This window comes from Streptomyces prunicolor (genome assembly GCF_045162825.1).
In the GTDB taxonomy this organism is placed as follows: domain Bacteria; phylum Actinomycetota; class Actinomycetes; order Streptomycetales; family Streptomycetaceae; genus Streptomyces; species Streptomyces prunicolor.
The window spans coordinates 8,666,876-8,679,522 of record NZ_CP108676.1; the positions used below are offsets into that span (position 1 = coordinate 8,666,876).

At 71.4% G+C, this 12,647-nt stretch carries 11 protein-coding genes; 5 read left to right on the top strand and 6 right to left on the bottom strand.

What is annotated here, in order from left to right; all coding sequences use genetic code 11:
• Position 1: 1 nt before the first annotated feature.
• Positions 2 to 385 (bottom strand): PPOX class F420-dependent oxidoreductase, encoded by a 384-nt coding sequence (locus tag OG588_RS39370; protein WP_405951400.1) that lies wholly within the window; start codon positions 383 to 385, stop codon positions 2 to 4.
• 178 nt (positions 386 to 563) lie between these two features.
• On the opposite strand from OG588_RS39370, the gene OG588_RS39375 reads away from it, so the two are divergent.
• Positions 564 to 1,772, top strand: a complete 1,209-nt coding sequence (locus tag OG588_RS39375; protein ID WP_405951401.1) for an SGNH/GDSL hydrolase family protein — start codon at positions 564 to 566, stop codon at positions 1,770 to 1,772.
• A gap of 11 nt (positions 1,773 to 1,783) precedes the next feature.
• Here OG588_RS39375 and OG588_RS39380 read toward each other — a convergent pair whose 3' ends face one another.
• Positions 1,784 to 2,266 carry a DUF456 domain-containing protein gene (locus OG588_RS39380; RefSeq protein ID WP_019063771.1) on the bottom strand — a complete coding sequence of 161 codons (483 nt, stop codon included), beginning with the start codon at positions 2,264 to 2,266 and terminating at the stop codon, positions 1,784 to 1,786.
• A gap of 36 nt (positions 2,267 to 2,302) precedes the next feature.
• A complete protein-coding gene (locus OG588_RS39385) occupies positions 2,303 to 3,283 on the bottom strand; it encodes a helix-turn-helix domain-containing protein (RefSeq protein ID WP_405953313.1) in 981 nt (326 codons plus the stop codon).
• A 1,047-nt stretch (positions 3,284 to 4,330) separates the two neighbouring features.
• Between OG588_RS39385 and OG588_RS39390 the strand changes: the two genes are divergently transcribed.
• Positions 4,331 to 5,779, top strand: a complete 1,449-nt coding sequence (locus OG588_RS39390) for a protein phosphatase 2C domain-containing protein (protein ID WP_405951402.1) — start codon at positions 4,331 to 4,333, stop codon at positions 5,777 to 5,779.
• A gap of 73 nt (positions 5,780 to 5,852) precedes the next feature.
• Positions 5,853 to 7,595, top strand: coding sequence for a pyruvate dehydrogenase (locus OG588_RS39395; protein WP_405951403.1), 1,743 nt, complete (start codon positions 5,853 to 5,855; stop codon positions 7,593 to 7,595).
• Here OG588_RS39395 and OG588_RS39400 read toward each other — a convergent pair.
• Positions 7,592 to 8,722 carry a helix-turn-helix domain-containing protein gene (locus tag OG588_RS39400; RefSeq protein ID WP_405951404.1) on the bottom strand — a complete coding sequence of 377 codons (1,131 nt, stop codon included), beginning with the start codon at positions 8,720 to 8,722 and terminating at the stop codon, positions 7,592 to 7,594. The two genes, OG588_RS39395 and OG588_RS39400, sit on opposite strands and share 4 nt — an antisense overlap.
• Before the next feature lie 146 nt (positions 8,723 to 8,868).
• Here OG588_RS39400 and OG588_RS39405 point away from each other — a divergent pair, with 146 nt between their 5' ends.
• Positions 8,869 to 9,339 (top strand): hypothetical protein, encoded by a 471-nt coding sequence (locus OG588_RS39405; protein WP_405951405.1) that lies wholly within the window; start codon positions 8,869 to 8,871, stop codon positions 9,337 to 9,339.
• A 488-nt stretch (positions 9,340 to 9,827) separates the two neighbouring features.
• Positions 9,828 to 10,280: an ATP-binding protein gene (locus OG588_RS39410; protein WP_405951406.1), complete on the top strand. Its 453-nt coding sequence runs from the start codon at positions 9,828 to 9,830 to the stop codon at positions 10,278 to 10,280.
• A gap of 108 nt (positions 10,281 to 10,388) precedes the next feature.
• Here the strand turns inward: OG588_RS39410 and OG588_RS39415 are convergent, their stop codons facing one another.
• The gene (locus OG588_RS39415) at positions 10,389 to 11,429 is read right to left on the bottom strand and encodes a DUF2637 domain-containing protein (protein WP_329260319.1); all 1,041 of its coding nucleotides are present in this window, start codon (positions 11,427 to 11,429) and stop codon (positions 10,389 to 10,391) included.
• Positions 11,430 to 11,732: 303 nt separating this feature from the next.
• The gene (locus OG588_RS39420) at positions 11,733 to 12,581 is read right to left on the bottom strand and encodes a (2Fe-2S)-binding protein (RefSeq protein ID WP_405951407.1); all 849 of its coding nucleotides are present in this window, start codon (positions 12,579 to 12,581) and stop codon (positions 11,733 to 11,735) included.
• Positions 12,582 to 12,647 lie beyond the last annotated feature (66 nt).

Consider the following 12,647-nt stretch of genomic DNA (forward strand, 5'->3'; position numbering starts at 1 on the left):
GTCAGTCCGTTCCCGGTTCTGTCTCCAGGCCCCAGCTGTGGATCCGCCGCGGGTGGATGCGAATCACCTCCTCGCTCATGTGCGGCCCCAACTCGTGCGGGCCGACGAGGAGTTCGGCCTCGCCGCGGATGTCGATACCGCGTACCTGCCAGGGGTTGAGGCTGACGATGTCGTCCACGACCAGCGCGACCTTCGGGTTCTTCCGCAGGTTGCGCCACTTCTTCGTCGTACCCATCGCATAGCCGCCGACCAGGATCGTCCCGTCGGCCTGCGGGAAGAAGCCGACGGGGTTCGCCTGCGGCTGGCCCTGGGGGTCGACGGTGGCGAGGCGGCCCAGTCGCTGCGAGGCGAGGTACGCGCGTTCGGCCTCGGTGAATTCGGTCATGACCGCAGCCAAACACGCCTGCCCGCCCCGCGCATCGGCCTCCGGTCCCAGGCCTTAGGCCTTATGCCCCACACCGGAGGGGGACGCGGGGCCCGGCGCCGGTGATGCTCCGCCGTCCGCCTCTTTCGGCGTGCCACGGTCGCCTTCCTTGTGGCTGGTGGGAAGAGGCGGAGCGCTCATGGTCGGGGCCGGACGGATCGTCGTCACAATGCTGGTGGTCGTACTGGGAGCGGGAGTTGGGCAGGGTACGGCGATCGCCGAAGCCCCGGCCCGGGACCCGTTCGGCACCTGGACCGGCACCTGGGAGGCCGCCCCCTCCGGCACCGCGACCGCCCACCCCGGCGCCTCCTTCCGCAACGTCGTCCACCTCAGCGTCGGCGGCAGCGCCACCCGGGTCCGGCTCACCAACCGGCTCGGCAGCGCGCCGCTCCGGCTCGACGCGGTGACCGTCGCGCTGCGGGAGGCCGGTCCGGACGCCGTGGCCGGCTCGATGCGCGTCGCGACTTTCGGCGGCGCGCGGACGGTGACGATCCCGGCGGGCGAGGACCTGGTCAGTGATCCCGTCCTGCTGGCCGTGCCCGACGCGGCGGACCTGCTCGTCACGGTCCACACGCCCGTCGACTCCGGCCCGGCGACCTACCACCGCGCGGCCGGACAGACCAACTACCGTGCGCCGAGCGGCGATCGGGCCGCCGACGTCGACGGTTCCGCGTACACGACGACCACCACCTCCTGGTACTACGTCACCGGCGTCGACGTCCTCGACGCCCCGGCGGCCGGCAGCGTCGTCACCCTCGGCGACTCCCTTACCGACGGCAACGGCTCCACCCGCGACGCCAACCACCGCTGGCCCGACCGCCTCGCCGACCGCCTGGCCGCCCTGCCCGCGTACCGCCGCCTCGGTGTCCTCAACGCCGGTGTCTCCGGGAACCGGCTGCTGCGCGACGACGTGGGCCCGAGCGCGTTGTCCCGCCTCGACGCGGATGCCCTGTCGCGGTCCGGCGTGCGTGTGCTGATCGTTCTCGAAGGCATCAACGACATCAAGGGCACCCCGAACGCCACCGACCCCGACGCCTTCGAGAGCGCCTACCGCACCCTCGTCAGCCGCGCCCACGCGCACGGCATCCGTGTCATCGGCGCGACCCTCACCCCGTACGGCGGCAGCAGCGGGTACACGGCGGCCCGCGAGGCCGTACGGCAGGAGATCAACGCCTTCATCCGCGGCGGCGGGGGCTTCGACGGGGTCGTCGACTTCGACACCGCTGTCCGCGACCCGGAGCAGCCGCAGCGGATCCGGCCCGGTTACGACTGCGGCGACCATCTGCACTTCAACGACGCGGGCATGCGGGCGCTCGCCGACACGGTCGACCTGACCATGCTCGGCTGATCCCTTTGACGTCAGCCCCAGATCACCGCGCCCACCCACGCCCCCATGATCAGCAGGCAGGTGAACAGTTCGGTCAGCACGCTGGAGCCGCCCGAGCGCATCGCCGTACGGAGGGAGGCCATGGCCTCGCCGTGGCGGCCAAGCCGGAGGCGTTCGTGGAGGTAGATCCCGGCCATGAAGCCGGGGATCGCGCCGAGCACGGGGACCAGGACGAAGCCGAGGAACGCGCCGGCTCCGGCGTACACGCCCATTCGGGGGGTCGCGCCGCTCGCGCGCAGCCGGCGGGGCGGCAGGGCCCAGCGGACCACCTGGGAGAGGAAGAGGACGACCGTGGCGCCCACGAGGACGCCCCAGGACACCGGCTGCGGATCCTTCAGCGCCCACCACAGGACCGCGGCCCACACCAGCCACGACCCCGGCACTCCGGGCACCAGGACTCCGCACAGGCCGAGCAGGATGACGACGCCGACCAGGAGGAGTTCAGCCACTCCCATCTGCCCAGCCTGCGGGATCCCGGGTGAAACCGCAGGTCAGGTGCGGGCCACCCAGCCCCGTTCGTAGGCGTGCCAGCCCAGTTGCAGCCGGGTCGTGACGCCGGTCAGCTCCATCAGCCGCTTCACCCGGCGCTGGACGGTCCTGAGGCCCAGGTCGAGCTGTTTCGCGACGCTGGCGTCGGTCTGCCCGGCCAGCAACAGGGACAGCACCTCCAGGTCGGTGGCGTCGGGGCCGTCCGGGTCCTGCTCGGTGGCGCCGGACGCGCCGAGGCGCAGCGGGAGGGCGTCCCGCCAGACCGACTCGAAGAGCCCGCGGAGCAGCTCCAGCAGGCCGCTCGCGTGCACGACGAGCGCGGCGGGCTCCGCGGTGTGCGAGGTCAGCGGCACCAACGCGAGGGTCCGGTCGGCGACCACCAGCTTGGTCGGCACCTTGTCGACCACCCGTACCTGTTCGTCGCGGCCCAGCGCGGCGGTGAGTTCGGTGATGCCGTCCGGCTGGTCGAGCACGGCGCGTTCGAGGACGACCCGGTAACGGACCCCGCGGCGGGCGGCCTGCTCCTCCGCGTCGTTCTCCCCGCCGGTGACGGCGACCGGGGTCCCGGTGACCAGTGCGCACACCTCCTCGGTCGCGCCGAGCTGGAGCTGGAGGAAACGCTGGGTGACGGCCGCGGCGCCGATCACCACCTCCACCAGGTCGTGTACGGCGGGTTCGGCGGCGGTGGCCCGGTACTCCTCGGCGAGCTGCGCGGCGGCCAGTTCGGCCTTGTCCAGTTCGTGCCGCTGCTGGGTGAGCAGCGCGCCGAGGGCGACCCCGGGCGGGGCGGCGACCCAGCGGCCGGGGCGGGCCGAGGACTGGGCGGCGAGCCCGTGCCGTTCCAGGCTGCGCAGGGCGCGCTCGGTGTCGTACTCCCCGAGGGCCAGTCGTCGGGCGAGATCGGGCACGTCCGCGGCGCCGACCGCCACCAGTGCCCGGTACGCCGACTCGTGCGCCTCGTCCAGACCTATCGCCGCCAGCATCAGGTGCCGCTCCTCCCCGAAAACCCCGTCTGTCTCGCGCTGGTCGTGGCGGAAACCGGCCACGGCGCGAAACCGCCTCGGCACATCATCGCCGTACCACCCGCCCCTCTGCCAAGGTTGCGCCACCGAGGCATCAACTACCGCCCAGAATGCCCGTATTGGGTCCGATCGGCCTGCGGGTTCGCGCACGGCGGGTGACAGGCAGGGCGGGCGCGAATCACAGCGGAGCTTCAGGAAAGCCGGTCACACTCGGGACCGGGTGGGCCGAACCCGCAACGGGATTCGGTCACTTGGAACGTGACCCGGGCCCATGACGTGCGCCGGCACGCAGGGGAGTTGGGGCCGGGTCACTCAGTCGTCGCCGGGCGGTTCTCCCGTGGGGGGTGGGACCGTCCGGCGGCCCTGTGTCGCCGTGTGTCGCTGTGTGTCGCCCGGTGGTGGACGGGTGTTCGGCACGTCGTCCGACACGCCGTTCGAGGAGGGGCGCGCACCCGATTTTCCGGACGCCCCGTTTCCAACTGGCCTGTGCGGTGGACAATTAGGGGCATGAGCCAGCAGGGGGGAACGCCGACCGGTCACGAGGACGACTGGTGGAGCCAGCTGTACGACGACACCGCGGAGGACACGGGGCCGTCGGCCGCGGGCGACTCCGTCGACGACCGGTTCGCTTCGGCGGCGGGGACGGTGGGGGTGCCTCCGGCGGATGAGCGGGGGCGTGTGGAGGGGGTGCCTTCGGTGGGGGTGCCTTCGGCGGGCGAGGGGGCGCGTTCGGTGGGCCCGGGTGTCCCAGGGCCACGTGCGGACGGCGAGCCCGACTCCGGGCCGCCTGCTGTTACGGGTTCCGCGTCCCCGGGTGCTTTCTGGGAGCCGCCGTCCAGTGCGCCTCCGGGGCCGGGAGGCGCCGGGGCGGATGTGTATGGCGAGCCTCCGTTGTTCCGGCCTGTGGCTCCTGCCGCTCCGGGCGCTCCTGGCGATGGCGCGTCGCCGCCTGCGGTTCCGGGGGATGCCGGCGCGGATTCGTATGCCGAGGCTCCGTTGTTCAAGCCCATGACCCCCGTCGCCCCAGGGGAGCAGGCCCCGCCCGCCCCACCCCGGCAGGCGCCCCACGCGGACACGCAGCCCGACCTCCCACCGGCACCCCCTCAGCGGGCGGCCGACGCGGAGCTCCCGCCCGCGTACCCGCAGCCGGCCGTTCCCGCACCGCCTGCCGGCAGTCCCGCCGTCGCTCCGGCGGGTCTCCGCCCGGACGGTCTGTCCGCCTCGCAGCCAATGGCCGTTCCCGTACGCCCTGCGGAGAGTCCCGCCTCCGCACCGACGGAGCCGCGTCCGGCGGGCCCGGGACCGTATCCGCCGCCCCCAACCGCGCCCGCACCCCCCACCTCCGCCCCTCAACCCCTCCGCCCGGACCGCCCGTTCGACCCGCGCCCCTACCCCCAGCCTCCAGCCGTCGCCCCACCCCAACCCCTCCCGATCGCCCCGTCCCCGAACCTCCCCGCCCTCGCACCACCACCCCCGCCTCCACCCGCACCCCTCACCCTCGACTACGTAGGCTCCGGACCCCCCACCTACGACGCCGAGCCCACCGCTCTCCCCCTCGCCGACCCGGACGAGCTCGACGATCTGGTCGCGGACACCGTGTTGGACGGGGCGCGGTACGGGACGAGCACGATCAGGGCCGCTTCCGTGCGGGGGGACTCCGCGAGGTTCCGGGGGGAGCCGCGGCGGGACTCGTTGCTGACCGCGCGGTTCGGGGTCGGGGAGCAGGCGTTGGTGCTGGTGGCGATGGCGACCGGGGCCCGGGCCACGCCGGGGGCGCATCGGGCCGCCGCCGAGGCCTGTGACTGGATCGCGCGGGCCGTGGGGCGGAGTCACGCGCGGCTCTCCGAGGACATAAGGGCTGCTCGGCGCGGGGACCTGAAGTCCGGGCTGCACCGGCTCACCGACCGCAGCCTCGGCAAGCTCCGCGCCAGCGCCGCCGAACAGGGCATCGATCCGGAGGAGTACTCGGCCGGGCTGCGGTGTCTCCTCCTTCCCGCGCATCCGGAGTGCCGTACCCGCGTCTTCTTCGGGGTCGGGCCCGGCGGGCTGTTCCGGCTGCGCGACGGGGAGTGGCAGGACATCGAGCCCGCCGTCGGCGACCTGAGCGGCGAGGCCGTCGTCGGGTTCGGGTCGCAGCCCGCCGAGACGCCCCAGGGCGACCGGCTCACCATGGACCTCGGCATCCCGACGCCCCCGAGCCCGTACGAACCCGCCCCCGAACCGCCCCGCGAACCCTTCCGCTTCCGTGCCTCCGTGGCCCGCCCGGGGGACACGCTTCTCATGTGCACCGGCGGACTGGCCGAGCCCCTGCGTGGCGAGCCCGAGCTGTCCGCCCATCTGGCGGGGCGGTGGTCCGGTACCACCCCGCCCGGCCTCGCCGCGTTCCTCGCCGACACCCAAGTGCGGGTCAAGGGTTATGCCGACGACCGCACGGCCGCCGCCGTTTGGGAGGCGTGAGCGCCCGGGCTGTGAATTCATGGAACCCAGAGGGATCCGCAGGACACCGGAAACCGAAGGGCACGCGAGAACCATGGCCAAGCAGAACGTTGCCGAACAGTTCGTCGACATCCTCGTCCGCGCCGGAGTAAAGCGCCTCTACGGCGTCGTCGGCGACAGCCTCAACCCGGTCGTCGACGCGATCCGCCGCAACTCCGCGATCGACTGGATCCACGTACGGCACGAGGAGACCGCCGCCTTCGCCGCCGGCGCCGAAGCGCAGATAACCGGGAAGCTCGCGGCCTGCGCCGGCTCCTGCGGCCCCGGCAACCTGCACCTCATCAACGGCCTCTACGACGCCCACCGCTCCATGGCCCCGGTCCTCGCCCTCGCCTCGCAGATCCCGTCCAGCGAGATCGGCCTCGGCTACTTCCAGGAGACCCACCCCGACCGGCTCTTCCAGGAGTGCAGTCACTACAGCGAACTCATCTCCAACCCGAAGCAGATGCCCCGGCTGCTCCAGACCGCCATTCAGCACGCGGTCGGGCAGTCCGGTGTCAGCGTCGTCTCCCTTCCCGGCGACATCGCCTCCGAGCCCGCCCCGGACAAGGCCGCCGAGACCGCCCTCGTCACCTCCCGGCCCTCCGTCCGGCCAGGCGACGCCGAGATCGACAAGCTCGTCGAGATGATCGACGCGGCCGAGAGGGTCACCCTGTTCTGCGGCAGCGGCACCGCCGGCGCGCACGCCGAGGTCATGGAGTTCGCCGAGAAGATCAAGTCCCCGATCGGCCACGCCCTGCGGGGCAAGGAGTGGATTCAGTACGACAACCCCTTCGATGTGGGGATGAGTGGGCTGCTCGGTTACGGCGCCGCCTACGAAGCCACCCACGAGTGCGACCTGCTGATCCTCATCGGCACCGACTTCCCGTACAACGCTTTTCTCCCCGACGACGTGAAGATCGCCCAGATCGACGTACGGCCCGAACACCTCGGCCGGCGCTCGAAGTTGGACCTCGCGGTGTGGGGCGACGCGAAGGAGACGCTGCGCTGTCTCACCCCGCGGGTGAAGCCGAAGGGCGACCGGAAGTTCCTCGACCGGATGCTCAAGAAGCACGCCGATGCGCTGGAAGGGGTCGTCAAGGCGTACACGCGGAAGGTCGAGAAGCACGTCCCGATCCATCCGGAGTATGTGGCCGCCGTCGTCGACGAACTGGCCGACGAGGATGCCGTGTTCACGGTTGATACGGGCATGTGCAATGTGTGGGCCGCGCGCTACATCACGCCCAACGGCCGTCGCCGCATCATCGGTTCGTTCTCGCACGGCTCGATGGCGAACGCGCTGCCGATGGCGATCGGCGCCCAGTTCACCGACACGGAGCGGCAGGTCGTGTCGATGTCGGGCGACGGCGGATTCTCCATGCTGATGGGCGACTTCCTCACCCTCGTCCAATACGACCTGCCGGTGAAGGTCGTCCTGTTCAACAACTCCTCCCTGGGCATGGTCGAGTTGGAGATGCTGGTCGCCGGACTCCCGTCGTACGGCACCACCAACAAGAACCCCGACTTCGCCGCCGTGGCGCGCGCGTGCGGTGCCTACGGCGTGCGGGTCGAGAAGCCCAAGGACCTCGAAGGTGCCCTGAAGGCAGCCTTCAAGCACAACGGGCCTGCTCTCGTGGACGTCGTCACCGACCCCAACGCCCTGTCCATCCCGCCGAAGATCAGTGCCGAGATGGTCACCGGGTTCGCGTTGTCGGCGTCAAAGATCGTGCTGGACGGGGGAGTTGGGCGGATGCTGCAGATGGCCCGGTCCAACATCCGCAACATGCCCCGGCCCTAACCGTCGTACGGTGCCCAGCCGTTCGACGAGTACCAGAGGTGCCGCAGGCCCTTGATGCCGCTCGTGCGGAACGGCTTGCCGTGGTCGTCGATGCGGAGCGTTCCGGTGCGGCCCTGGGAGGCCCAGTCGAGTTCGAGGTACCAGCGACAGTCGCAGGTCTGGGTCTGCGCCTTGACCAGGAGCACCTCGGGGTCCTGCGCGGAGACCCGGTACGGCAGGTGCACCGCTGGGACCGGCGTCCCCAGGGTGCTCCCGGCGACCGGGCGGGCCCGAGGGCGATCGGCGTCCAGATCCACGCCGAAGTAGCGGGGGCTGACCTCGCCGCCGCAACCCTGGTCCATGGCGTACGCGGTGCCGTGGGCCGGGGCTGCCCGGCCCACGACGTGTACGCGCAGCGCCTCCAGGACCACCGCCGTGGACGTCCGGCCCTGCACCGAGATCTCGACGTTCGTCTCCCGCCCGTGCACCGCGTGCTGTTGCGCCGCCCAGGTCCCGGCGTCCTCCTGGGCCGGGGGCCGCGGAACCTGGGCGGGTGACTTGTCGACGACGTAGTCATGGCTGCAATTGAGGTCCCACACCTGGGAGTTGGCGGTCCAGGCGAGGGGAGCGGGGAGGGCGGAAGGGGTGGCCTTCGCCGTGGCGGCGGTCCTCGACCTGGCCGTGTCGTGGGTGGACACCGCCGACAGGCTGCCCCACACCGCGAGCACTGTGCACACCACGGCGGCGGTGAGCGGGAGACGCCGTCGGTACCAGGGGCTGGGCGTCGGCTCAGGGACCTCGGCCGATTCCGGTACCGGACTCTCCGCCGGTGTCACGGCAATCCGCGGCCGCTGTCGCGCCGCCACCGCCAGGATCCAGTACCGGTGCAGCTCCAGCCGTTCCTCCGGTGTCGCCCCGCACAGCGTCGCGAAGCGTTCCACGGGCGCGAAGTCGAGGGGGACCGCCTCGCCCACGCAGTAGCGGTGCAGGGTCGACGCGTTCATGTTCAGGCGGCGGGCCAGCTGGCTGTAGCTGCGGTCCGTGCGTGCCTTCAGGCGCCGTAGCAGCGCCGCGAACTCCTCGACGTCCTTGTCGTTGGCCTCGCCCGACACCCTTGCTCCCGTGCGTGTCGCGTCCCAGGACGGCATCCCAGGGACTCCCTATATCAGGAGGTCAGACGGGGTGGGACGGTTCCACCGTTGCGGGGTCCGTGTCGGTCATTGCGGTCGCGGCGGCCGGGCGCCGAAGCTCGGTCCGACCACAGCACGGCATCGACCCGAACGGGGAAACACACGTGAACAGCAAGAAGGCCACGCGCCGCACCGCCCTCGCCGCCGGCCTCGCCCTCGCCCTCGGGCTGGGTCTGGCGGCCCAGGCCTCCGCCGGCGCCCCGCGCACCGTGAGCGGTTCGCCGGACGACAACATCACCCGCATCGCCGACTTCTACGGCGCCTACGTCGACGCCGAGAGCGACCTCGACAGCGGTGGCGGCAAGCTGGCCACGGAGCTGCGGAACTACTACCTCACCCCCGCCTACCTGAAGGAGCTGAAGGCCTGGGAGGCGAAGAACCACGCGGACGGCGTCCTCCAGGCGCAGAACATCCCCATGAGCTGGAAGGTCACCGACAACGGCACCGCCGACTACACCGAGGCGACCATCACCCTCACCTGGGGTGGCGGAGACACCACCAAGCTGGTCGTCGACATGACCCGCACGACCCACAAGATCTTCCACATCGGCACGAAGGGAATCGGCGGCAAGTAGGCCTCGGACAGGCCCTCTTGAAGGGCGCCGATCGCGGTTCCTGAGCGGCTGATTCCGGCCAGTTTCGCGGAGCGTGGGCCTCGCGGGAGGTCCGGGGGGACCAATCGCCCCACGCCTTCGCGGACTACGGCCGGATCGGCAGCCGCGCATCGGCAGTCGGTTCGATCGCCGGTGGTCAGGACGTCACGGGGTGTCTGGTCCCGACGCCGGGAGCCATGGCACCCCGGAGGGGAACGCCCCGACCGCCCCACCCGCGTCGCATGCTCCGTACCGTGGCCGTTCGACCGTACGGACGGCAGCGCCCCCGAAACCTCCGCCCCGCCGGACCCGGCGCAACTGTGGCCGAACACCCGGTCGTTGACGATTCGACATGACTGCGCCGTTCCCGACGAGGGCATGGATCCCCGTGAACATGTTCGAGCAGGAGGGAACCGGAAACCGGCGTGCAGGCGGGGGTCATGAAAAGGCAAGCACGAGGGGGCGGTCCCATGGCGATCGGGGCCTCCTCGGCGAAAGCGGCGGAGGACAAGGCCGACAGCGCCATGGAACCGGCGCAGCCGCCTCAACTGAGGCGCAGACTCGGACGCGCGGACCTGCGGGCGGTGCCCGAGGCGCGCAGAGCGTTGCGTGAACTGCTACGGCACTGGGGGAGGCCGGGACGATCGGAGATAGCGGAGCTGCTCACGAGTGAACTCGTCACCAACGCGCTGATCCACACCGACCACGACGCCGTGCTCACGGCGACCGTCGGACCCGGTGGACTGCGCGTGGAGGTACGGGACTTCGTGGCGCGCAGGCCCCGACTGCGCGTACCGGACGCCGACGACGGTACGCACGGGCGGGGCCTGTTCCTGGTGCAGTCCCTCGCGGACGCCTGGGGAGTGTCGGCCCACGGGGTGGGCAAGTCCGTCTGGTTCGAGCTGGATTCGGACGCGGCATGAGCTGCGGCACGGGCCCGGCATGAGCAACGGGACGGGGGCGGAGTCCAGTTGGACTTCGCCCCCGTCCCGATGTCGCCCGGTCCCGGATCCAGGTTCTCAGCCCTCGGCTCAGCCGAACTGCTGCTCCAGGTCCTTGAGCTTGCGCTCCAGGGAGTCGAGACGCGGCAGGGCCATCGTGTCGTCCTCGGCGGTGAGGTCGACGGTTATCGGGTCAGATGCCCCGCGGACTGGCTGGAGTGAGGGACGCGTGCGAACCGGCAGTTGTTCCGGCGTCGATAGAGCAGGCTCCGCGGATGCTTGACCGGAGCCGCGCTCCAGGGCCTGCGGTTCCGGCGACCGGCCGCCGCCCCGTCCCATGAGGCCGCGCTGGCCTCGGCTTATGGCCTTGAGCTGGGCCCGCTCGATCCGCTGCTGGTCGCGGCGGCGCAGTCGGGTCTCCTCCTTCTTCGCCTTGTCCTCGCGCACCTCGTCGACCGCCTCGTCCAGGCTGCGCACGTTCTCCAGGAGCATCAGCGACCAGGCGCTGTAGGTCTCACGGGGGGCGCGCAGCCAGCGGACGATACGGATCTGCGGCAGCGGACGCGGCACCAGACCCTGCTCGCGCAGCGCGGCCCGTCGGGTCTGCTTCAGCGCGCGGTCGAAGAGGACCGCGGCCGACAGCGACATGCCGGAGAAGAACTGCGGAGCGCCCGCGTGGTCGACGCCCCTGGGCGCGTGCACCCAGTTGAACCAGGCGGCCGCGGCCGCGAACGTCCACACGAGTATGCGCGAGCCGAGGGCCGCGTCACCGTGGCTGGCCTCACGCACGGCGAGGACGGAGCAGAACATGGCCGCGCCGTCGAGGCCGAACGGGACCAGGTACTCCCAGCCGTCGGTGAGGCCGAGGTTCTCCTGGCCGAAGCCGACCAGTCCGTGGAAGGAGAGTGCCGCGGCGACCGCCGCACAGCAGAACAGGAGGACGTAGGAGGCGATGCCGTATATGGCCTCCTTGCGCCTGCGGCGCTCCTCCGTGCGCTCCCACGAGTCGTCTTTCGCGTGCTCCCCGCCGGACCGCTTGCTCCGCGCGAGCACCGCAACCGCCGCCAGCATGCCCAGGAGCAGTACGGCGCCGGGAAGCAGCCAGTTAAGCGATATGTCGGTCAGTCTCATCTGGGGTCCCTTGCATTGGGATAGGGCGTAACGCCCGCCATAGTGGCCCAATCCCAACGGCCCTCAGGCGTTTTCGGGGCAAGAGGCCGCCAAGGAGGTGCAAGGGGATGCCCAGGGCGGCTTTCTGCTCGAACTGCCGCTTGAGGGGCGGGAGTTGAGTTCGAATAAGACTACCCGTACGGGTGGTTCCACGGAAAGTTCCTGCGGCAAGTGAGGAAGTTGTGAAGCACCTGTAACCGGACGGACGCCTTGTTCGCGGCTGATCCTAGCGGGCCCCGAGTGGAGGGTGTGACTGAGGGTCCCTCAACTCACGGCCGTGGCCAGCAGCTTGGTGACCCGCTCCGTCTCACAGGTGCGCGGACAGGTCGCGCACGCGTCCTCGGCGTCCAGCGTGTAGTACATACAGCAACTGGCCCGGTCCCGGGTGGACAGCGCCTCGCCGTTCGGCCCGGTCACCTCACGGAACGCGGCCGAACCGACGTACGGCTTGGTCGCACCCGGCAGCAGTCGCTCCAACTCCCGTACGGCTCGCGGCTGTTCGCCGAAGAGATCGGCGACGTACCAGATGCCCTCCACGACCTCGTCGGTCGCCATGCCCCACAGGGCCCGGCCCCGTCGACGCATCCGCGGGCCGAAGCCGGCCAGTACCGGTTCCATGTGCTCGGCCACCGCGGTCCGCACCTCCGCCCGCAGCGCGTCCTCGTCCGGGACCACCCGGGCGCCGGGCAGCGCTGCCGCCGGGTCGCCGGGCAGGCAGGCGAAGGAGTCGGTACGGACGGCCAGCCGGCCCATGTCGAAGCCCTCGGCCGTGCGGTCGTAGGAGACGTGGGTCACCGGGAGGCGGGGGACGCGGCGGTGCAGGAACCACGGGACGGTGAACAGGAGGACGACCGGCCAGGCGTAGCGGTGCAGGCCGAAGGTGGCTATCACGTCCGGGCGGCCCCGGCGGCCGTGGTCGCGCAGGACCTGGGCGTCGTCCCGGGCCAGGAACGCCTCAAGGCCCGTGCCGCCCTCCGCGAGCACGGCGGCCGAGACCCAGCCGCCGCCGGTCGGGATCGGTTGCTCCGGGGTGAGTTCGGTGATCCCGAGCCCGGGGATGACCTCGGTGAGGCGGGCGTACGCGTCCGCTACGGCCGAAGAAGGCAAGGGCATGCCGGGACCACCGATTCGCCGTTGGTTTAAAGGTAAGGCTTACCTTACCCATCACCCCGGTAATTT